Below are 21,994 nucleotides of genomic sequence, written 5' to 3'. Positions count from 1 at the left end.
GGGCGTCTTGCAGGAAATTTCAGACTGGAAGATATTCCGCCCTTTTCGCGTGAGTTATTTCACACAATTCCCCATCAATTCCCTCAGCGCTTATTTTTGGCACAGCTTACGCATATCCCTCATTGTGCGCGCAACACGCTGATGAACGTATCGGCTCAGGGAGGCAGCGGCCTTCGAATCGTAACTTCAACTTTGTCCTCGCTTATACAGAGTGAAGTCGTACAGGAGATAACAACTTCATGAAAGATATCGCCAATTCCGCCTCACGAAACGGGAGCTCGACCGCGCCGGTCGATGAAGTTTTACCCGTTACGCAAATGATTCTTTATGGGCTACAGCACGTGCTGGTGATGTACGCCGGCGCCGTCGCGGTTCCGCTGGTGGTGGGCAACGCGGTAGGGCTCCCGCCGGAACACATTATTTTACTCATCAGCGCCGACCTGTTTATCTGCGGCGCGGCCACCATCGTGCAGTCGCTGGGGGTCGGTAAGTGGCTCGGCTGTCGGCTGCCGCTTATCCAGGGCTGCACCTTCGCGGCGCTAATCCCGATGGTGCTGATCGGTAAGGAGTACGGGATCGGCGGTATTTCCGGGGCGGTGATCGTGTCCGGTATATTCATCCTCTGCTGCGCGCCGTGGATTAGTAAGCTCATCCGCTTCTTTCCCAAGGTGGTGATGGGCAGCATCGTCACGCTTATCGGCATGTCAATTATGCCGGTCGCAGGCGGATGGATTGGCGGCGGCAGCAGCGAAATGAGCGGCTTTGGCGCCCCCTTCTCGCTGCTGATGGCGGCGATTACGCTGGTGATTATTCTCAATATTTACACCTTTGCCTCCGGCGTCGTGAAAAACACGTCGGTGCTGATCGGTCTTATCATCGGCACCGTACTCTGGAGCTGCTTTAAGCCTCTCGACTTTAGCCTCGTCCACGCCACCCCCTGGCTCCATCTACCGACCCTGATGCCCTTCGCCAAACCTGAGTTTCACATTATTCCCGTCGCCCTGCTGTCGATGGTGATGGTGGTGGTAATGGTGGAAACCATGTCCTCGATGATGGCGACCGGGGATATCGTCGGGAAAAAGGTGGACGCGAAGATGCTGCGCAACGGCCTTAACACCTGCGGTATCGCGACCACTATTTGCGGCTTCTTCAATCTGTTTCCCTACGCCGCGTTCGCGCAGAACGTCGGCCTGATCGGTTTAACCGGGGTGCGCAGCCGTTTTGTGGTGTCGGTCTCCGGCATCATTCTGATTCTGATGGGCGTGTTCTCAAGGATGGCGGCGCTGGTGGTGCTGATACCGAAACCGATCCTCGGCGGCGCGGGCATCGTCATGTTCGGTATGGTGGCGGTGTCCGGTATCCGTACCCTGGGGCAGGTCAACTACCGCAACAATAATAACGGTATGGTGGTGGCATTAACGCTCGGCCTCGGCATGATGCCGGTGCTGGTGCCCAACTTATTCACCCAGTTTCCGCCGATGGTTCAGCTGTTTCTGCACAGCGGGATTACGATCGGTACCCTGACGGCTATCGTCGCCAACCTCACCCTCAACGGCAGCGTACCTTTGCGCGTTAACCACGAAACGCCGGTCCCCGATCCGGCCCCGCCAAGCTCGGCGGCGCGCAACATGGCCGTCAGAACCGTCAGAATGTGGCTCCTGCTGCGCAAAGTTCAAAAGGAGAGACAGCCGGAAGAAGCCCAGGAGGGGTAATGATGCTCACCAGACTCCTGTTCGCATTGCTAACCCTGCTGCTGCTGGCGATCCCCGTCGTGCAGCAGGGGATCGCCCAGGGCCTGAACGGCCGCTTTAGTTTTGCCCTGCTGTTCTAAGGTTAAGGACCCTTGCTATGAAGAGAATAACGACCGTCTGCCCCTACTGCGCCTCCGGCTGCAAAATGCAGCTCACGGTAGAGGAGGGAAATATTACCCGCGCCGACGCCGCGATGGGAAAAAACAATCAGGGTACGCTGTGCCTGAAGGGCTACTACGGCTGGGATTTTATTAACGATACCCAGATCCTCACGCCGCGCCTGAAAACCCCGATGATCCGCCGCCAACGCGGCGGCAGGCTAGAATCCGTCTCCTGGCATGAGGCGCTCGATTACGTCGCCACCCGTCTGAGCGCCATTAAAGAGAAGTATGGGCCGGACGCGATTCAGACCACCGGATCTTCGCGCGCCACCGGCAATGAAACCAACTACATCATGCAAAAATTCGCGCGCGCCGTTATTGGTACCAATAACGTCGACTGCTGCGCTCGCGTCTGACACGGCCCTTCGGTTGCAGGTCTGCACCAGTCGGTCGGCAACGGCGCGATGAGTAATGCCATCACCGAGATCGATAATACCGATCTGGTGTTTATTTTCGGCTATAACCCGGCGGATTCGCACCCTATCGTGGCGAATCATATCCTCAACGCCAAACGCAACGGGGCGAAAATTATCGTCTGCGATCCGCGTAAAATCGAAACCGCGCGCATTGCCGATCTGCACCTTGCCCTGAAAAACGGCTCCAATATTGCGCTGCTCAACGCCATCGGGCACGTCATTATCGAAGAGGATCTGTACGATAAATCCTTCGTCGCCGGGCGTTCCGAAGGCTTCGACGCGTATCGCAACATCGTCGAAAGCTATACGCCGGAATCGGTGGAAGCCATCACCGGCATCAGCGCCAGGCAGATTCGCGAATGCGCGCGGCTGTACGCCACCGCCGGAAACGCCATGATTCTATGGGGAATGGGGGTGACCCAGTTCTGGCAGGGCGTCGAAACGGTGCGTTCCCTGACCAGCCTGGCGATCCTCACCGGCAACCTGGGGAAACCGCACGTCGGCGTTAACCCGGTGCGCGGCCAGAACAACGTCCAGGGGGCCTGCGACATGGGCGCGCTGCCGGACACCTTTCCGGGCTATCAGTATGTGAAATTCCCGGAAAACCGGGAGAAGTTCGCCAACGCCTGGGGCGTCGAGAGCCTGCCGGAGAACCCCGGCTACCGCATCAGCGAGCTGCCGCACCGCGTGGCGCGCGGTGAAGTGCGGGCGGCGTATATCATGGGGGAAGATCCGCTGCAGACCGACGCCGAGCTATCCGCCGTGCGTCAGGCCTTCGAGGATTTGGAGCTGGTTATCGTCCAGGATATTTTCATGACCAAAACCGCCGCGGCGGCCGATGTGATTCTGCCCTCGACCTCATGGGGCGAGCATGAGGGCGTCTATACCGCTGCGGACCGCGGCTTCCAGCGTTTTTTCAAGGCGGTAGAGCCGAAGTGGGATCTGAAGACCGACTGGCAGATCATCGGCGAGATCGCCACCCGCATGGGTTATCCGATGAAGTACGACAACACGCAGCAGATCTGGGATGAGCTCCGCCAGCTGTGTCCCAACTTTTTCGGCGCGACCTACGAGAAGATGGGAGAGCTGGGCTACGTGCAGTGGCCGTGCCGCGACGAGTCGGAGGCGGACCAGGGCACTTCGTATCTGTTTGCGGAGCGCTTCTCAACGCCGAACGGGCTGGCGCAGTTCTTCACCTGTGAATGGCAGGCGCCGATCGATAAGCTGAGCGACGAGTATCCGCTGGTGCTCTCCACGGTGCGCGAAGTGGGCCACTACTCCTGCCGCTCGATGACCGGCAACTGCGCGGCGCTGGCCAAACTGGCGGACGAACCGGGATACATCCAGATCAACACCGCCGACGCCAAACGGCTCGGCATTGAGGACGAAGAACTGGTGTGGGTTAACTCGCGCAAAGGCAAGGTGATTTCCCGGGCGAAGGTCAGCGACAGGCCGAATAAAGGGGCGGTCTATATGACCTACCAGTGGTGGATCGGCGCCTGCAACGAGCTGGTCACCGAGAATCTCAGCCCGATAACTAAAACCCCGGAGTATAAGTACTGCGCGGTTAACGTTGAGCGCATTGCCGATCGCCAAGCCGCCGAACGGTACGTTATTGATCAATACAACCAGCTGAAAACCCGTCTGCGCGACAGCGCCGCAGGGTAAAAAATATCGCCCCGCGGTGCGCACCCCGGGGCGATAGTGTCTCTTCTCATTCCCTTCGCCAACGCTAACCGACAGCGGCCTGATCCTTACGGCAGCGACGCGCGACCTCAAGATACTGCTGCGGAGTATCAACGTCCCAGTGAATCCCCTGACTCGCCACGGGAATAACGCGCACCGCCATCTGACCGATAACGTCTCGTAGGGTGGCCCCTTGCGGGGCGCGATGAATCAGCGAGATTGCCCGCTGCGGCAGAAGAACCGGGTGGCCTTTACCGCGCTCGTAGGCGGGAATAAGACAGCTCTCGGCGTCGGGGTTGTCCCACAGCCGGCGGTAGACGCCCGGCGTCACCTCCGGCATATCGCCCAGCGCCAGAAAGAACCGGGAGTCGCGAATATGGCTGACCCCGCACTGCACAGAAGAGAACATGCCGTCCTGATATTGCGGGTTAAAGACTACCTCAACGCCCGGATGATCCTGATAGCACGCGGCCAATTCATCACCGCGAAACCCCGTCACCAGCACCACCCGATCGCAGAACGCCAGGGCGCTGGCCAGGGCGCTATCCAGAATCGTTCCTTTGCCCCACGGCAGCATCATTTTCCACTTGCCCATCCGGCTTGAGAGCCCGGCGGCCAGCATAATGCACTGCTTATCGACTTTTTTGCTCATTGTCATCCTCCTCCTGCAGCCGAAAAAGCGCCGCCGTCGACTGGCGACGGCGGCGCTTGCGGCGATCAGGATTTCAGCACCGCTTTAATCGAGGTGATGATCGGCTGATATCCCGTACAGCGGCAGATATTGCCCTCCAGCGCCTCTTTCAGCTCATCGTCGCTGGGGTTCGGGTTGGTATCCAGCAGCGCCTTGGCGCTCATCAACACGCCGGGCGTGCAGAAGCCGCACTGAACGCCGCCGTGACGAATAAATGCGTTCTGCAGTTTTTTACCGACCGGATCGTGGTGCAGCGCTTCGACGGTGGTGACCTCCGCCCCGTTGCACTGGGCGGCCAGCAGCAGGCAGGAGCAGACAGATTTGCCGTCCATAATCACGGTGCAGGCGCCGCACTCCCCCACCGAGCAGCCCTCTTTGGTGCCGGTTAGCTTCAGCTCCTCACGGAGAAAATCGATCAGGCGGACATTGTCTTTCACATCGCGGGCAATGCGGATGCCATTCACTTTTAGCTCAATATGATTCATGTTCATGGCTCCTTATTTTTTCTGCTCTGTCATGACTTCCTGCAGCATCTGCCGGAACATATCGATAAATACCGGGACCTTATAAGGCGCTGACCAGCGTCCCCCGATGGCTTTCTCTACCCTGGCGTGAAGCACGCCGGCCGCGTAGTCAATGGTGGCGGCGTCCAGCGTCCGGCCGATGAGCGCCTGCTCAACCTCAAGCAGCCGCTGCGGTTTGGCCAGCAGCGCGCCATCCACCAGACGGCACAGGCGAACCACGCCTTTATCGACCATGAACTGCCCGGTCAAGCTCTGGCGCGTAATGTTCAACGCATTGCGCCGGCCAAGCTGCAGATAGCGATTGATCAGCGGCTGCTGGGTCGGCGCCGGCAGGATAAAGCGGATAACCAGCTCATCGGGCTCAAGAAGGGTGCGATAGCCGCCGATGACAAATTCGCTGACCGGCATCCGGCGCGTCCCACGCGCGCTGCGCAGCTCCACCTCCGCCTCGTAAATAATCAGCGGCGGCATAGAATCCGCGCACGGAGCGGCGTTGACGATGTTGCCGCCGATCGTTGCCCGATTGCGCAGCTGCAGGGAGCCGACGGTTTTACAGGCGGTAACCAGCAGCGGATAGCGCTGCTGAATCAACGGATGCTTAACCAGATCGGTAAAGCAGACGCCGGAGCCAATCGAGACGCCGCCCTCAACGTCAAAAATCTCCTTCAGCTCCGCCAGCCCGGCGATATTGACAAGCGGCACCTCGCCGGACAGCATCCGGGCCTGCACCAGCACATCGGTACCGCCGGCGATGGGCATCGCCCCCTTCCCGGCCATCAGCGTCAGGGCCTGCTTCAGGGTTTGCGGGACGCTCAGCGACAGGGTATTGAGGCGATGAACCTGTTTCTTATCGCCGGACTCCAGCATCTGCTCGCTCTGGCGCTCCGGCTTTTTGAGGTTGTAACCCAGGCGAACCTGCTCGAGGGTCAGCGGCAGGGTCCGGTTAGGCCGCCCGATGGCAAAGCTCACCGCATTGTTGAGGGCCGCAGCGCCGAGCTCCAGTACCGGTTCGCCGATAACTTTCGCCCCCATCGGCCCCGCTTTATCGTAGTTTTCCACCGCAATGATATCGATGTGCGGCATATCCTTGATGGTCGGCAGCAGATAGGTATCAAAGTTTTCCGATTTCACCACCCCGTGCTCGGTGTTGAAATCCTCCAGCATGCCGTAACCGATCATCCCCTGCAGCACGCCGCCGTAAACCTGGCCGCTAAAACCAACCGGGTTAATGACTTTACCGACATCGTGGGTGGCGACGACGTTATTGACGGTGATTTTGCCGGTGCGCATATCCACCGCCACGTCGGCCAGCTGGCAGCCGTACACCCAGGTGAAATAGGGGCTGCCGCAGCCCTTCTCTTCATCCCAGTGAATATTCGGCGCCACGTGCCAGCCGTAGGCGGAGAGGTTGGCCCCGGTAGCCCGGGTCATATCGCACACCTGCTGGAAGCTGAGGCTCAGCTCCGGGCGGCGGCGGTTAAACACCTTGCCGTTTTGCCAGGCGATATCGTCGATGCTCTGCGCTTTCAGCGTTTCCCTGACGGCCTCCGCCATGCGTTGTTTAATTTTGTTCGCCGCGCTCAGAATCGCCTGTCCGCCCATCAGGGTACCGCGCGAAGCGACCGTTGAGCCGCCGTCGGCGATCATCGCCGTGGCCGGTTCGCTGAACATCACCCGCTCGAGCCCAATCCCAAAGGCTTCCGCCGCCAGCAGCGACATGGTGGTCTGCAGCCCCTGTCCGTTCTCCGATACCGAGGTGGAGATGTTGACGCTGGCGTCGGCATTCACCTGAATCAGCGCCGAGGACGCATCCAGACCCTCGGCCCCCAGAGAGCAGCCGCGATGGCTCAGCGCGAAGCCAATCCCGTAGCGGATCGGTCCGCCTTCCGCGTTAAGCTTTTTGTAGTGCTCGCGTTTGGCCTCGTATTCCGCCTTGAGCAGCGTTTTCTCCAGCACCTCCTGCGCGGAGACGGTATGCTCGCTGAAGACCTGCCCGGCCATGCTGGTGTCGCCCTGCTTAAGTATGTTGCGCAGACGGAATTCGACGGGCGACAGGCCCAGTTCGCCCGCCACGTCATCCATCAGCGATTCGTTGGCGAAAATGACCTGCGGCGCGCCGTAGCCGCGGTAGGCCGAGGTGTAGTTGTTGTTGGTGTAAACGCCCACCAGATCGACGCGCACGTTAGGAATATTGTAGGGGCCCGCCGCCTGCACGGAACTGCGCCAGGTGACAAACACCGTCTGGCCGCAGTAGCTGCCGCCATCGGCGATAATGTCGATTTTAATCGCCTGAATACGCGCATCGTCGTCCACGCCAATGCGGTATTTCATCTTATAGGGGTGGCGCTTGTAGCTTTCGCGCATCGACTGTTCGCGGTTATAGGAGATTTTTACCGGCCGCCCGGTCAGGTGCACCAGCAGCGCCGCCCGGCAGGAGACGTTATCAATAATGTCATCCTTGCCGCCGAAAGAGCCGCCCAGCACGGAGCGCTTAATGTTCACCTTCGCCTGGGGCAGGTCAAGATATTTGGCAATCACCGCCCGGGTGCGGTGAGCGTTTTGAATCGACCCCTCGATGGTCATGATCTGTTCATTATTATCCAGATAGGCGGTAATCGATTCCGGCTCAATATAGCCGTGCTCCTGGAAACCCACCTCATACTCGCGTTCGAAAATATGGCTGGAGGCGGCGAATCCGGCGTCGATATCGCCCTTCGCCGTATGGTGGCGGTTAATGATGTTGCTATCGAGTTCGCTGTGAATAAGGCGCGCCCCGGGCTTCATCGCCTCTTCCGGGGAGGTAATTGGCTCCCACGGGGTGTAGGTGATTTTGATTTTATCGACCGCGATGCAGGCTGCCTCGTAGGTTTCCGCCGCCACCACGGCAACCACGTCGCCGCGATAGGCGATCTCCTTGTCGATAATCGGCGGATGATCGGGAACGATCGCCCCCAGCTTGCGCTGGCCGGGAATATCGTTCCAGGTGGCAATACGCACGACGCCGGGCACTTTTTCCGCCTCCGACAGGTCGAGCGCGTCGATGCGCCCGGCAGGTATATCCACGTAGCGACAGACGCCATACAGCATATTGTTCATAATAATGTCATCGCCGTAGACCGCTTTACCCGTCACCTTGGCGAGCCCATCGACGCGGGGCACCTCACTGCCAACCAGCAATGTATCCATATTTTTCAGTCTCCACTCACAAAGAAAGATAACGGAATAAAGCAATGGCTATGCCACCTATAAATAAAGGGTTATTTCAGGCTTAGTTATGTGAGGCGCCTCTAAAAATAGCGGCAGGTTAAACCAGAAAAAGCGGATGATATCGTCGGGAGGATTATCAAAAAGAGAGCGTGCGTATCACAATGATAATTGGCGCTTCTCAATGGTATTTCTCAGAGAGGGCCCGCCGCCAGGTATTGACCATAAGTATCATTACCCTCCATCAACCGGCGTCAAAAAGCGCGCTGACGGCGCGATCCGTTCAACTTTTCCCTTACCGCAGCGCCCCTCAAATTTCGAATAAAAAATAAAATAAATTCAATAATGAAATTTAAATTCCATAACCAGGCGTGTTAACAAATGTGATATATATCATAATTTTAACAATTCACTTCCCTGAGGTCGCTGTGAAAGGCGATAATCAATCATAAGAATTACTTTATATATCAGTTAATTATAAAAACAGCCTTTATAGACACATAGATGTTACAGATAATCCACAACGACAAAGCGAAATAAAACTTTCAAAATGTGATCTATTTGCACTTTTGTTTCAGTTACAGCGGTAATAATACCCTCTCACTAAACGCACCCTGACCACCTTGATGGTGCAGCAGAAATCCAAACCCCGGAGGATGCAATGAAGGAAGTGAGATCAGGAGTTATCAGAACCGTTTATGTTGGCCCTTGCCATACCATCCGTTCATACCACAACGCTGCCCGGGACATGTTGAACCTCACCCATCCCGGAGGACAAAACCCCGCGTATACCGATGATTCATCATTCATCAAAAAGAAACCTCTTTGACCGGTTTTATTTAGCGCGCTGCAATCGCGCTGGATAGGAGCACTCAGGGCAAAAAACCATTTTATGTCAGCCAGGCTTCATAAAGCGAAAAGACAGAGCGTGGTTGGGATGGGATGACACATTTTTATCTCGTGCCGTTAATCAAAACAAAAGGTATAAAAATGTCTCTTATTATGAATCTGAACCTACAGCAGAGAAAGCGACTACACCAAATAACCTTAGTAGCGACATTCGGTGGCCTGTTATTCGGTTATGACACCGGCGTTATTAATGGCGCATTTTCCTCACTGAAACAATATATGGCCTTGACCCCGACCACAGAAGGTCTGGTCATGAGCGTGTTGCTGATCGGCGCCGCGCTAGGTAGCGTTTTCGGCGGAAAATTCGCGGATTTCTTTGGCAGAAGAAAGTACCTGCTCTTTTTATCCTTCATCTTTTTCATCGGCGCCTTAATGTCCGCGCTGGCGCCGGACATTACCGTACTGCTTATTTCACGTTTCATCCTCGGCTATGCCGTCGGCGGAGCCTCGGTCACCGCGCCCACCTTTATTTCTGAAGTGGCGCCCACCGAAATGCGCGGTAAGCTGACCGGCTTAAACGAAGTCGCCATTGTTATCGGGCAGCTCGCCGCCTTTGCTATCAACGCCATTATTGGCATTCTCTGGGGCCATCTACCGGACGTCTGGCGCTATATGCTGATGGTGCAGACGATCCCCGCCATCTGCCTGTTTATCGGTATGCTGCGGTCGCCGGAAAGCCCGCGCTGGCTAATCAGTAAAAACCGTCATGAAGAAGCGCTGGAAATATTAAAACAAATCCGCCCGCTTGAACGTGCAACCAAAGAGTTCAACGATATCACCACCTTGATTAAGGCCGAGGCGGACAAAAAGCTGCATTCCCAGAACGCCTTTATCACCATTCTTCAGACGCCGTGGATTTTCAAACTCCTGCTGGTCGGCGTGATTTGGGCGGCGCTGCAGCAAACCACCGGGGTCAACGTCATCATGTACTATGGTACTGAGATCCTCAGCAGCGCCGGCTTCTCAGAAAGAACCTCCCTCATCTGCAACGTACTCAATGGCGTGTTCTCCGTCGGCGGCATGCTCTTTGGCGTGCTATTCCTCGTTGACCGTTTTAAACGTAAAACCATCATTATTTATGGTTTCGCGCTGATGGCCACCCTGCACCTTATCATTGCCGGCGTAGACTACACGCTGGTCGGTGACATCAAAGCAACGGCAATCTGGCTGCTCGGCGCGATGTTCGTTGGCGTTATGCAGGGAACCATGGGCTTTATCACCTGGGTGGTGCTGGCGGAGCTTTTCCCGCTGAAGTTTCGCGGACTGTCGATGGGCATATCGGTATTTTTCATGTGGGTGATGAACGCCATCGTCAGCTATCTGTTCCCATTATTGCAGGCCAAGCTCGGTTTAGGTCCGGTATTCCTGATTTTTGCCGCGATCAACTACCTGGCGATTGTCTTTGTGATAACGGCGCTGCCAGAAACATCGAATAAATCGCTGGAGCAGCTGGAAGAGGAGCTGTCGGCAAATAAATCTACTGCAGGATTCAATACGGCCACCAAGGAAAGCGGATTATGATCGATACTATTACGCAGGATAATCTCCATCTGTCGTGCCGGGCGAAAAATAAAGCGGAAGTGCTGGCCATGATTGGCGCGGACTTCAGGTCCAGAGGGTACGTCAGCGAAGATTGCGTGGCGTTTCTTGCCGAAAGAGAGCGCCAGGTCTCCACCTTTTTGGGTAACGGCATTACGCTGCCGCATCTGCCTAAATCAGCCACCAGCATCATTGTCAAAACGGGGGTGGAGATTTATCAGTTCCCTGACGGAGTGATCTGGGACAGAAATAACGTCATGTTTATTGCCATTGGCGTGATCGCCAAAGAGAGTGAGCATATTGATGTGCTGAGAGAGGTGGCGTCGATCTTTAGCGACGAAGTCATCGCCAGAGCGCTGTCGTTGATTGCCAATAAAGAGGATTTTTTAAGGATCCTCCAGCAGAATCACTAAGCACGGCCATCGCCTGATAAAAGCCTGCTTACGCGCAGGCTTTTTGCTTATTCAGGATAGACGTCGCGCCTAGCTGCCTTTGTAGGTGGAGTAGCCGTACTGGCTGAGCAGCAGCGGAATATGCAGCTTTTCATTGGTACGCGTCACGGTAAACAGTACCGGGATCTCCGGGAAAAACGTCGCCAGCTTCTGTTTGCTGAAATCATCGCCGGTTTTAAAGGTCACTTTATAAACCCCCGGCTGCATATCCCCTTCTGCTGGATACAGCGATTTAATACGCCCATCGTTATCAGTGACGCCGCTCGCGAGCGCCGTCCATTTATCCGCCTGCTGTTTTTCAAGGGTAACGGTCACACCCGACGAAGGCAGCCCCGTCTGCTGATTGAGGATATGCACGCTGAGCGTCCCGACGGGGGCGCTAAACGCGGCTGGAGCGACAGAGATTGCAGATAACAGAATCAAACTGGATAATTTTTTCACGATCTTTTCCCGTTGTGAATAATAACGTTCAAACGTTAGCACCTGGGCCGCTAAAATATATTCAACTTTTTGTGATAATCGCCTTAACGAAAGCAGGACGAGGAAAATAGCGAGCACATTCGAAGTTATAGAATTATCTGAATATAATGTGCATCCCTGGGGCGTGAATAAAGGCCCGCTCGCTTGCGCTATACTTATTTTCTCCGCGTTCACAAAAGGACTTCACATGAAGATTTGGCCTGTTCTGACGGGTGTTGCTATCGCATTAACGCTCGTCGCCTGTAAATCCCCTACGCCGCCCAAGGGCGTCCAGCCGATAAATAACTTTGACGCAAGCCGTTATCTGGGGAAATGGTATGAGGTGGCCCGGCTCGAAAACCGCTTTGAACGCGGTCTGGAGCGGGTTACCGCGACCTACGGTCAACGGAAAGACGGCGGTATCAGCGTTCTCAACCGCGGTTATGATCCGCGGAAACAGAAATGGAGCGAGAGCGAAGGTAAAGCGTATTTCACCGGCGCGCCGACCACCGCCGCGCTGAAAGTCTCCTTTTTTGGCCCGTTTTACGGCGGCTACAACGTGATTGCGCTGGATAGCCAGTATCAATATGCGCTGGTCAGCGGCCCCGATCGCGGCTATTTATGGATCCTGTCGCGCACGCCGACCATCCCGGAATCCGTGAGGCAGGAGTATCTCGGCATTGCGCGGGAGCTCGGTTTCCCGGTCGAAAAGCTCGTCTGGGTGAATCATCGATAGCGCCGGGGATAGTTCGCGGGCCTCTTTTACCAACATTATCTTCAGCCAACCTGAGGTCTGAAGATAATGTCGTAAAAGGGGGTGATAATGACAGAGTTATTGCTGGGGAGCCGCAGCCGCATCGTCAGCGCTTTTCGCGGGAGCGATACTCTCTTTAATCTCTTTGGTTTTATTCGCGGCATCGCTGGCAAGGTTATTCGCGTCAACAATCGCGTTGTCTTTAATTTTTCCCGCTTCCTGGACAATTTGATCGCTTTTCTGTCGGGCATCCTGCTTAACGGCATCGGCCTGAGCTTGTGCCTGCTGGGCAATAGCTTCCGCTTTTTTATCCGCTTCCGCCTTGATGCTGGAGGCCTGGCTGCTGAGGCTGTTGGCCTCGTCCGCCGCCTGTTTTTTTATCGCGTCGATGTGTTTATCGGCTTGATCCTTAATTGCCTCGGCTTTATCGGACGCCGCCTCTTTAATTTGTTGCGCATTGTCTTTAGCTTTATCCAGATTGGCATCCACTTTTGATGAATCATCACAGCCGGCAAGAAATAAGCATACGGCAGAAGCGATCAGCGTTTTACTCCAGAGTTTCATAGTCATTCCTTTATTTATCCATATCCCCGTAGCGGGAAGAGCATTGCCGCAGGGTTACCAGGATAATTCTCATGACAATTGTGCCATGAAGTTATTTAGCCCCAATACTTAACCCCGCATCCCTTTATTTATAATCGCTAACCAGGCAGAGTCAAGTTCCTGGCCCAGGAACGCTGCGGATATAAAAAAACCCGGGCGGGTGCCCGGGCTTGTCGCTGAAAAAATAGCTTATGCCGTGACGGCGGATTTGGCCAGCGTCGGGCCGGCTAGCGCCAGCCGGGCCCCGGCGTCGGTATCGCTGTATTGCTTAAAGTTATCCATAAACAGCTGCGCCAGGCTCTCGGCCTTCTCCTGCCATTTGTCGGCAGAAGGCCAGCCGCTACGCGGGTCAAGCTGCGCGCTGTCGACGCCGGGCACGCTTTGCGGGATAGCGAGACCGAACACCGGCACGGTTTCTTCACGCAGCTCGCCGGTGGTACCGTTTAAAATCGCGCTGATGATATTGCGCGTATCGCGCAGCGAAAGGCGCTTGCCTTCGCCGTTCCAGCCGGTATTAACCAGCCAGGCCTCGGCGCCGGCCTCCGCCATTTTGGCCGCCAGAACGCTGGCGTACTGCGTCGGGTGCAGCAGCAGGAACGCCGCGCCGTAGCAGGCGGAAAACGTCGGCGTCGGTTGAGTAATGCCGCGCTCGGTGCCGGCCAGCTTCGAGGTGAAACCGGACAGGAAGTGATACTGCATCTGCTCGGTCGTCAGGCGGGATACCGGCGGCAGCACGCCAAACGCATCGGCGGCGAGGAAAATCACCTTCGACGGATGGCTCGCGCGCGACACCGGTTTCACGATGTTTTCAATATGCGATAACGGATAAGAGACGCGGGTATTTTCAGTCTTACGGCCGTCGGCGTAATCCACGCTGCCATCGGCTCTGACCACCACGTTTTCCAGCAGCGCGTTACGGCGAATCGCGCGATAGATTTCCGGCTCGGCCTGCGGGTCAAGATTAATGGTCTTGGCATAGCAGCCGCCTTCGAAGTTGAACACGCCGTCATCATCCCAGCCGTGCTCGTCATCGCCGATCAGCTGACGCAGCGGATCGGTGGAAAGCGTGGTCTTACCGGTGCCGGAAAGGCCGAAGAACAGCGCCACGTCGCCCGCTTCGCCGCGGTTCGCCGAGCAGTGCATCGAGGCAATTCCCTGCTGCGGGAGCAGATAGTTCATCACCGAGAAGAGGCCTTTCTTCATCTCGCCGCCGTACCAGGTGCCGCCGATCAGCTGAATTTTTTCGCTGAGGTTAAACGCGACAAAGTTCTCGGAGTTAAGCCCCTGCTCTTGCCATTTATCGTTGGTGCAGCCCGCGCCGTTGAGGACAACGAAGTCCGGCGTAAATTCCGCCAGTTCCTCGGCGCTCGGCGCAATAAACATGTTTTTCACAAAGTGCGCCTGCCAGGCCACCTCGGTGACAAAGCGGACGCCGAGGCGCGTCGCCGGGCTGGCGCCGCACCAGGCATCAACAACATACAGTTTCTTGCCGCTCAGCTGCCCGGCGACCAGCGCCTTCAGGTCAGCCCAGATTTCGCTGCTCAGCGGCTTATTATCGTTGCGGCCCAGGCCGGAATCGGCCCACCAGACGGTGTCACGCGTCAGCTCGTCCCTGACGATATATTTGTCGCGCGGCGAGCGCCCGGTAAAGATCCCGGTATCCACGGCAACCGCCCCGGACTCGGTCATGACGCCGCGCGCCGCGCCGGTTAATTCCGGGCTGGTTTCATGCGCAATCAGCAAGTCGTAATCGGGGTTATAAAACAGCTCGCTGCTCTCCTGAATACCGAGCGAAAGAAGAGCGTCTTTTACTGATTCAATACGTGACATGGCACTCCTGACAAACTATTGGCTGGATAAGATGCTATTAGGCTATTTCAACCTGTCAGTGAAACGGATGGATTTATTTTAATAAAAAACCATCGGGTAATTAAATAAACAGGATGAGCAGACCAGAGCCGGCGATTTAAAATCGTGCTCGTGTAGGGTTTCGCCTGTACTTTAGACATATCGCTTACACGAATAAGTCATAAGCTAACTCTGCAAAAAATGTTAACACCTGTAGATAATTATGTTAATTGCATAGTTTCTATGCGTTATGCTAAAATTGCATAGCTATTATTGCAGGGGTGGGGAAAGAGTCTGTGCTGGCAAATCTGGAAGTAAAATGGCTTTACGATGTGATTGCCCTTGAGGAGTCCAGAAGCTTTACGCTGGCGGCAAAAAGCCGGAATATCTCACAATCCTCGTTCAGCCGCCGGATTCAGGCGCTTGAGGCTTCGCTGGGCTTCAGCATCTTCGACCGCTCGGCGAACCCGCTCCAGCTCACCAACCGCGGAAAGATTTTTATCGGCTATGCGCGTAATATGCTCGACGATATGGACTTCCAGATCAGCCGAATTAAAGGGCTGAACAACACGACTCAGAAAATAAGAATCGACGCGGCGCCTTCGCTTTCCGTTTTATTGCTCCCCGAAATTATCGCCGGTTATACCGACAGAAAGAATAAAACTTTTCATGTTGAATCGATTAACGTCAACGACGCCGTGTTCAATCTGAAAGAAGGCAAGAGTGATTTTATCCTGTCGTTTTATAATGAAGAGCTGATGAACTATCCGTTTATCAATCACAAAATATTCGACTCGGCGCTGCATCTCGTCTCCCCCTGCGATAAACACGGCAGGCCGCTTTTTAATTTGCACCGCGGGGTGCTGCCGCTGATGAAATACGCCAACGACAGCTATATGGGTCGCCAGGTGAACCAGGTTATCGACCGCAAGCCGGAGATTACCTTCTCGTTAACCTTCGTATCTTCCATGAGCGAGCTATTAAAACGCATGATCCTCAACGGCGACGGGGTGGGTTGGCTGCCGCAGTACTCGATCAAGCGCGAGCTTGAGGAAGGCCGCCTGGCGATTATGGATGCGAGCCTGTCGCTGCCCATCGGCGCCTACATCTATCGCTCCGGCGCGCGGCTCAATCAGTCCGCCGAGCGTTTCTGGCAGCATATTAAGTCGACGAGCGCCGTGAGCGCATAATTCGCCTGGCGGCGGAAAATTCGCTATCATCCGCATCCACTCCTTATTCGCGCAGCCTGATGTCTACGATTATCGATACCTTTATCGCCCCGCCGTGCCACGCTGAAATCGACATACTCTATCAGGATGAGCATCTGCTGCTGATCGATAAACCCGCAGGCTTGCTCAGTCTGTCAGGGAAAAATCCGCGCAATCTCGACTCGGTACATTATCGGCTGGTACAGCAGTTTCCCGGCTGCGCTCTGGCGCATCGTCTTGATTTCGGCACCTCCGGGCTGATGGTGATTGCGCGCAACAAGGTCATCAACGCCGCCCTCTGCCAGCAGTTCAGCCAGCGTGCGGTGAGCAAAGTCTACAGCGCGCTGCTGTGCGGGCATCTGGCGGACGATGAAGGTACCATTGACGCCCCGATAGCCAAAGATCCGGCGCTGTTTCCGCTGATGACGATTTGCCCGCGCCGCGGCAAGCCAGCCCGTTCCGGCTATCGGGTGGTTGAGCGCCTGCGTTATCAAGATAGCGTGCCGGTGACGCGGGTCCAGCTGACGCCGGAAACCGGCCGCACCCACCAGCTGCGTATTCACTGCCAGCAGCTTGGTCACCCTATTCTGGGCTGCGACCTCTACGGCGGTCTGCTACTTCCGGGAACAGAACAGGCGCCGCGCCTGATGCTGCACGCCAGCGAACTGCATTTCATGCATCCGGTTAGCGGAGAGCGGATCGATGCGATAAGTCCCAGCGGATTTTAACTCGCCCCACTCGCCAGCCCCTGTACCGAATCTCTCCCGCACGCTGATTGACGTCGACGCTTTAATTCGAATCGCGGCATTGCAAATGCAAATATCATATTTGCTCGTTAATCACCGCCTCTGTAGCTTGTGCTCTATTCATGCTTTTCATGAAAGAACATTCAGGGCACAACGGCTTTATGATTAAACTCGATAATATTCGCAAGACCTACCCCGGCAGCGCGCATGCGGCTATTCGCGGCCTTAGTCTGGTGATTAATAGCGGCGAACTGTGCACTTTCGTTGGCCCCAGCGGGTGCGGAAAAACAACCATACTGCGGATGATTAATCAGCTGGATGTTCCTGATGCCGGTGACGTATACGTTCAGGGCGTTAAGCTTGCCGCTGCCGATATTATTCAGGTGCGCCGCCAAATTGGCTTTGTCATGCAAAGCGCCGCCCTCTTTCCACATCGTACGGTCGCGCAAAATATAGCCACGGTTCCGCGCCTTCTCGGCTGGAGCAAAAAGCATATCCAGGCGCGCATCGACGAATTAGTGGATTTGATGTCTCTCGACCGCAACGTCCTGCCCCGCTATCCGCACCAGCTTTCCGGCGGCCAGCAGGGGCGCGTGGCGATCGCCAGAGCGCTGGCCGCCGATCCGCCTGTTCTCCTGATGGACGAACCTTTTGCCGCTATCGACCCGGTCGTTCGCGAGCGCCTGCAGGACGAGCTGCTGTTGCTGCAACAGCGCCTGCGCAAAACGATCGTCCTGGTGACCCATGATATCAATGAAGCTATCCGCCTTGGCGATAGAATCGCTATCTTCCAGGAGGGCGGCGAGCTGGCGCAGTTCGCTACGCCTGACCATATTTTGTCGCATCCGGCCAGCGACTTTGTGCGCCGCTTTATCGGCCCCGAACCGAATCTGCAACGGCTGGGGAGAATTCAGGTCGGACAGCTCCCGCGCCATGACGTGCCGCTTATTGATGAGAGCCTCTCCCCCATCGCCAGCCCGCATCCGCCGGTCGCCAGTCCGCTGCGCCTGGTGCTGGACAAAAAACGGCGTCCGCTAAACTGGTTCGATCCGGTTAAGCGCCGGACGCTGCCGGTCGACGCGCCGCTGGCGGCTATCAACACGCTGCGCTTTGCCTACAGCGCGCTGCTGGATGCCCCCGGCGGCGTAGTGGTTCATGTCGATGCCGACGGTGAATATCAGGGCAGCATCTCCCACGCTCTGCTGCAGAACGTGCTGGAAGGCCACGTGGATCTTCGCCGCTATGATTGACTGGCCGTGGATCCTCGACAACAAAATCATGATCGGCGAACTGCTCTGGCAGCATGTACAGCTGGTGATCGTTTCGCTGTTTTTCGGCACCCTCTTCACCGGCGTATTGATTAGCCTGACGCTGCGCTGGCCCGCGGCCGCCCAGCCGCTGATCTACCTGTGCGGGATCCTGTTCACTATCCCGTCTCTGGCGCTGTTTATTCTCTTACTGCCGTTTACCGGACTGTCGCTGATGACCTCAATTATCGGCCTGACGCTCTACTCGCTGCTGATCCTGCTGCGCAACGTTATCGCCGGAATAGAGAAACTCCCGGCGCCGGTGCTGGAGTCGGCGCGCGCGCTGGGCTATACCCGCGGGTTTCGTTTTGTCGATATAGAGCTGCATCTGCTGCTGCCCTCGCTGTTCGCCGGGTTACGCATCGCTTCGGTGACGCTGGTCGGGCTGGTGACGGTCACCGCCTTAATTGGCCAGGGCGGTCTCGGACAGCTTCTGTTAGCCGGGTTTAACCAGAACTTTGTCACGCCTATCGCGGTCAGCCTGGCGCTCAGCGTTGTGCTATCTCTGCTGTTGGATTCGCTGATTGCCCGCATCGGCTATTGGCTAACGCCGTGGGCCCGCTAATGGATATCCTGCAAGCAACGTTTCACTGGTTATTACAACCGCAGCACTGGACAGGCGATGCGGGAATATTACTTCGCCTGCGCGAACATCTTTATTATGTGCTGATCAGCATAGTCGTTGCCTCGGCGATTGCGCTGCCGCTGGGGATTATTCTCGGCTACTGGCGCAAGGGCGCGTTTGTGATTATTAATCTGTTTAATATTGGTCGCGCCATTCCCTCTTTAGGTTTAATCCTGTTATGCATTATTGTGTTTGGCTTTAATGATATTCCGGTATTTACCGCGCTGGTGGCGATGTCGATTCCGCCGATCCTCACCAACGCCTGGGTTGGCATTTATCATGCCGACCGTCAGCTGTGCGATGCGGCAAAAGCGCTGGGCATGACGCCGCTCCAGAGCCTGTGGCAGCTGCGGATACCGCTCGCCGCGCCGCTGATACTCGCCGGCCTGCGGACCGCGCTGGTACAGCTGATCGCGACCGCCGTCGTCGCCGCCTACGCCGGCCTTGGCGGCCTCGGGCGCTTTCTGATCGACGGACTTGGCCAGCGCGATATTCCCCAGGTTATTGCCGGTTCGCTAGTGGTATCGCTGCTGGCCATCGGCTGCGAACTGCTTTTTTCATTACTCTCCCGGCGCATCGTCCCGGCGCCGGTCGCGCAAATAAATTAATTCCCCAACAACAAAAAACCACCTGCAGGTAAAGAGGTATTATGAAGCAGCTATTTGGCATTTCCGCGCATCGTCGCCGCTTGCGTCTTTCGGTATTCACCGCGGGATTATTAAGCTTAAGTTTTAACGCCCTGGCGCAGGGCGTCACCATTGGCGGAGCGAATTTCACCGAAAGTTCAATCCTTGCCAATATTTACGCCAGCGCACTAAAGAAAAACGATATTGCGGTGAAAACCCGCCTTAATCTCGGCAATCGCGAGATTATTATTCCGGCGCTGCAGAGCGGCGAAATTGATATTGTTCCGGAATATCTCGGTGCCCTGCTGAACTATTATGACGGCAAAACGCTGGCCACCAGCCAGAGCGACGTTAGCGCTGAGTTAGCCAAAGCGCTGCCGGCGGACTTTACGCTGCTCACCCCCTCCCCGGCCTCGTCCATTACCGCCTGGGCCGTGCGCGCGGAAACGGCAAAAAAATATCACCTCAGCAAGCTTTCCGACCTGCAGCCCGTGGCCCATCAGCTGACTATCGGCGGCCCGCCGGAATTCCCGGTACGCGCCCTGGGCCTGCCGGGCCTTAAGCGCGTCTACGGGCTTGAATTTAAGGCGGTGAAATCTCTGGATATGGGCGGTCCGCTGACCCGTCTGGCGCTTAACTCCGGCAAAATCGACGTCGCCACGGTTGTCTCCACTCAGGGCAACCTCGCAAAAGAGGATTGGGTAGTCCTGGAGGATGATAAGCATGAACAGCCAAGCCAGAACGTGGTGCCGCTGGTGCGCAAAGCCAGCCTGACGCCGAAAATCAGCGAAGTGCTCAATGAGGTCTCCGGCAAGCTGAACAACGCCGCGCTGATCGAACTTAACCAGCAGGTCGATCTGCAGCATAAAGATCCGGCGGCGGTGGCCGAACAGTGGGTCAAAACGCACCTCAACGGCAACTGATCGCCGCCATGCCAGGGAAGGCATCACCTCCAAATGAGCCGAGAAAATGCCAAATAATCCTATGATCCTGAACCTTTTCTTCTTCAATCCTCAGGGTGACTACCGCTTTTCCTGGCGTCACCCGCAGGCGCCGGAGAAGGAAATTTTCAGCCTCAAGTACTATGTCGATCTGGCCCGTAAAGCGGAGGCCGCGACGCTCGACGCCATTTTTATCGCCGACCATATCGCTATCTGGGATACGGTGCCCAGCGGCTTAACCCATTACGCCAACGCCCGGCTGGAGCCCATCACTCTTCTCTCGGCGCTGGCGGCGGTAACAGAACATATCGGCCTGATGGGCACGGCGTCCACCTCTTATAACGAGCCCTATAATCTCGCCCGCTATTTCGCCTCCCTCGATTTTCTCAGCAACGGGCGGGCCAGCTGGAATATCGTGACCTCATGGCTGGAGGAGGAAGCGGCCAACTTCGGCCTTGACCACCTGCCGCAGCACGGCAGCCGCTACCAGCGCGCCGGCGAGTTTATTGATGTGGTCACTCAGCTGTGGGACTCGTGGGAAGACGGCGCGGTGCGCTATGACAAAGCCAGCGGGCTATTTGCCGATTCCAGCAAGGTGCATCATCTTGATTTCGCGGGCGAGTTCTTCCGCGTGCGCGGGCCGCTGAACGTCCCTCGCCCGCCGCAGGGGCATCCGGTCCTGGTGCAGGCCGGCTCGTCTGAGGCGGGTAAAAACCTCGCCGCCGCCTGGTCAGATATGCATTTTGTGTTTATCAAATCTATCGCTGAGGGGCTGGCCTACCGCGAGGAGATAAACCAGCGTTTGCGCAGCCACGGCCGCGATCCGGCGCATTTCAAAATCATCGCCGGCGTTTTACCGGTGGTGGTGAATTCAAACGCGGAAAAGGAGGAACGCCAGCGGCTTAACGAGCAGCTAATGAGCGACCAGATGGCCATCGACCTGCTCTCTTCCTATCTGCGCATGGATTTATCCGCTTATCCCGTCGACCAACCGCTGCCGCCGCTGCCGGAGGAAGAGACCTTTGATGGGATCCGCACCGCCCTCAGGCTAATTCGTGATTACGATCCGCGGTTGACGATCCTGGCGTTGGGCAAGCTGCTGTTGCAAAGCTCCGATAGCTGGCTGCTAATCGGCAGCGCCGAGGAGATCGCCAGCACGCTGACGGAAACCTGGCGCGCCGGCGCCGCCGACGGTTTTAACCTGATGTTCCCGCTGCTGCCGGGGGACTTCGACCGCTTCGTTGAGCAGGTGGTGCCGATTCTGCAGCGCAGCGGCGCGATGCGGGATCGCTATCCGACCGGCACGCTGCGCGAGAAGCTGGGCCTGCCGGTCGTCGAAAACCGCTTCGCCCGCCGGGATGGCAAACCGCAGGCGTCATAGCGCGGCTTCTGCTTATTTCCCCGGTGGCGGCTGGCGCCTTACCGGGGCTACGGGTTCCCAGCCGTCTGAGGGCCGGTAGCCCGGACAGATGCGCAAGCATCGCCCCCGGGCAATTCAGCCACTCTGCGCTCTGCTCCCGGGGGCGGCGCTCAACGCGCCTTGC

At 56.6% G+C, this 21,994-nt stretch carries 18 protein-coding genes; 12 read left to right on the top strand and 6 right to left on the bottom strand.

The features are described from left to right. The first annotated feature begins 239 nt into the window (after nucleotides 1-239). Both ACE3MN_RS10470 and fdhF read left to right on the top strand, forming a co-directional pair. Nucleotides 240-1,712, top strand: coding sequence for a nucleobase:cation symporter-2 family protein (locus tag ACE3MN_RS10470; RefSeq protein WP_004133613.1), 1,473 nt, complete (start codon nucleotides 240-242; stop codon nucleotides 1,710-1,712). A 136-nt stretch (nucleotides 1,713-1,848) separates the two neighbouring features. Continuing rightward, nucleotides 1,849-3,996, top strand: coding sequence for a formate dehydrogenase subunit alpha (gene fdhF, locus ACE3MN_RS10465; RefSeq protein WP_077253451.1), 2,148 nt, complete (start codon nucleotides 1,849-1,851; stop codon nucleotides 3,994-3,996). Between the two features lie 64 nt (nucleotides 3,997-4,060). On the opposite strand, the gene ACE3MN_RS10460 is transcribed toward fdhF, so the two are convergent. The 3 genes from ACE3MN_RS10460 to ACE3MN_RS10450 form a co-directional block, all read right to left on the bottom strand. Then, nucleotides 4,061-4,666 carry an NTP transferase domain-containing protein gene (locus ACE3MN_RS10460; RefSeq protein ID WP_004133616.1) on the bottom strand — a complete coding sequence of 202 codons (606 nt, stop codon included), beginning with the start codon at nucleotides 4,664-4,666 and terminating at the stop codon, nucleotides 4,061-4,063. A 65-nt stretch (nucleotides 4,667-4,731) separates the two neighbouring features. Beyond that, the gene (locus ACE3MN_RS10455; RefSeq protein WP_024357848.1) at nucleotides 4,732-5,190 is read right to left on the bottom strand and encodes a (2Fe-2S)-binding protein; all 459 of its coding nucleotides are present in this window, start codon (nucleotides 5,188-5,190) and stop codon (nucleotides 4,732-4,734) included. A gap of 12 nt (nucleotides 5,191-5,202) precedes the next feature. Continuing rightward, nucleotides 5,203-8,415 (bottom strand): molybdopterin cofactor-binding domain-containing protein, encoded by a 3,213-nt coding sequence (locus tag ACE3MN_RS10450; protein WP_004133617.1) that lies wholly within the window; start codon nucleotides 8,413-8,415, stop codon nucleotides 5,203-5,205. A 1,008-nt stretch (nucleotides 8,416-9,423) separates the two neighbouring features. On the opposite strand from ACE3MN_RS10450, the gene ACE3MN_RS10445 reads away from it, so the two are divergent. Both ACE3MN_RS10445 and ACE3MN_RS10440 read left to right on the top strand, forming a co-directional pair. Next, the gene (locus ACE3MN_RS10445; RefSeq protein ID WP_004133618.1) at nucleotides 9,424-10,863 is read left to right on the top strand and encodes a sugar porter family MFS transporter; all 1,440 of its coding nucleotides are present in this window, start codon (nucleotides 9,424-9,426) and stop codon (nucleotides 10,861-10,863) included. Next, nucleotides 10,860-11,294, top strand: coding sequence for a PTS sugar transporter subunit IIA (locus ACE3MN_RS10440; protein ID WP_004133620.1), 435 nt, complete (start codon nucleotides 10,860-10,862; stop codon nucleotides 11,292-11,294). The genes ACE3MN_RS10445 and ACE3MN_RS10440 overlap by 4 nt, the downstream gene beginning before the upstream one ends. Before the next feature lie 69 nt (nucleotides 11,295-11,363). Here ACE3MN_RS10440 and uraH read toward each other — a convergent pair whose 3' ends face one another. Then, nucleotides 11,364-11,774, bottom strand: coding sequence for a hydroxyisourate hydrolase (gene uraH, locus ACE3MN_RS10435; RefSeq protein ID WP_024357847.1), 411 nt, complete (start codon nucleotides 11,772-11,774; stop codon nucleotides 11,364-11,366). 226 nt (nucleotides 11,775-12,000) lie between these two features. On the opposite strand from uraH, the gene ACE3MN_RS10430 reads away from it, so the two are divergent. Further along, the gene (locus ACE3MN_RS10430) at nucleotides 12,001-12,528 is read left to right on the top strand and encodes a lipocalin family protein (RefSeq protein WP_004133622.1); all 528 of its coding nucleotides are present in this window, start codon (nucleotides 12,001-12,003) and stop codon (nucleotides 12,526-12,528) included. 96 nt (nucleotides 12,529-12,624) lie between these two features. Here the strand turns inward: ACE3MN_RS10430 and ACE3MN_RS10425 are convergent, their stop codons facing one another. Both ACE3MN_RS10425 and pckA read right to left on the bottom strand, forming a co-directional pair. Continuing rightward, nucleotides 12,625-13,110 carry a hypothetical protein gene (locus tag ACE3MN_RS10425; protein WP_024357846.1) on the bottom strand — a complete coding sequence of 162 codons (486 nt, stop codon included), beginning with the start codon at nucleotides 13,108-13,110 and terminating at the stop codon, nucleotides 12,625-12,627. Between the two features lie 228 nt (nucleotides 13,111-13,338). Next, nucleotides 13,339-14,979: a phosphoenolpyruvate carboxykinase (ATP) gene (gene pckA, locus ACE3MN_RS10420; protein ID WP_134878391.1), complete on the bottom strand. Its 1,641-nt coding sequence runs from the start codon at nucleotides 14,977-14,979 to the stop codon at nucleotides 13,339-13,341. Between the two features lie 314 nt (nucleotides 14,980-15,293). Between pckA and ACE3MN_RS10415 the strand changes: the two genes are divergently transcribed. From ACE3MN_RS10415 to ACE3MN_RS10385, 7 genes are all read left to right on the top strand, one after another. Beyond that, nucleotides 15,294-16,187, top strand: coding sequence for a LysR substrate-binding domain-containing protein (locus ACE3MN_RS10415; protein ID WP_004133627.1), 894 nt, complete (start codon nucleotides 15,294-15,296; stop codon nucleotides 16,185-16,187). Between the two features lie 59 nt (nucleotides 16,188-16,246). Beyond that, nucleotides 16,247-16,933: an RluA family pseudouridine synthase gene (locus ACE3MN_RS10410; RefSeq protein ID WP_024357844.1), complete on the top strand. Its 687-nt coding sequence runs from the start codon at nucleotides 16,247-16,249 to the stop codon at nucleotides 16,931-16,933. A gap of 179 nt (nucleotides 16,934-17,112) precedes the next feature. Then, entirely contained in the window at nucleotides 17,113-18,201 is a 1,089-nt protein-coding gene (locus ACE3MN_RS10405) for an ABC transporter ATP-binding protein (protein WP_024357843.1), read from the top strand. Next, nucleotides 18,194-18,823 carry an ABC transporter permease gene (locus ACE3MN_RS10400; protein ID WP_064342852.1) on the top strand — a complete coding sequence of 210 codons (630 nt, stop codon included), beginning with the start codon at nucleotides 18,194-18,196 and terminating at the stop codon, nucleotides 18,821-18,823. Before ACE3MN_RS10405 ends, ACE3MN_RS10400 begins: the two co-directional genes overlap by 8 nt. Then, complete coding sequence (locus ACE3MN_RS10395) at nucleotides 18,823-19,491, top strand: ABC transporter permease (protein WP_004133632.1); 669 nt, start codon at nucleotides 18,823-18,825, stop codon at nucleotides 19,489-19,491. Before ACE3MN_RS10400 ends, ACE3MN_RS10395 begins: the two co-directional genes overlap by 1 nt. Nucleotides 19,492-19,532: 41 nt before the next feature. After that, nucleotides 19,533-20,432, top strand: coding sequence for an ABC transporter substrate-binding protein (locus tag ACE3MN_RS10390; RefSeq protein WP_102649726.1), 900 nt, complete (start codon nucleotides 19,533-19,535; stop codon nucleotides 20,430-20,432). Between the two features lie 46 nt (nucleotides 20,433-20,478). Continuing rightward, nucleotides 20,479-21,831 carry an LLM class flavin-dependent oxidoreductase gene (locus ACE3MN_RS10385; RefSeq protein ID WP_082237035.1) on the top strand — a complete coding sequence of 451 codons (1,353 nt, stop codon included), beginning with the start codon at nucleotides 20,479-20,481 and terminating at the stop codon, nucleotides 21,829-21,831. Nucleotides 21,832-21,994: the final 163 nt, after the last annotated feature.

The sequence above is a fragment of the Klebsiella grimontii genome (assembly GCF_042137965.1).
GTDB classification, from domain to species: Bacteria; Pseudomonadota; Gammaproteobacteria; order Enterobacterales; family Enterobacteriaceae; genus Klebsiella; species Klebsiella grimontii.
The sequence above is the reverse complement of the archived record's forward strand: the minus strand, read 5'-3'. Positions and strand labels throughout refer to the sequence as shown.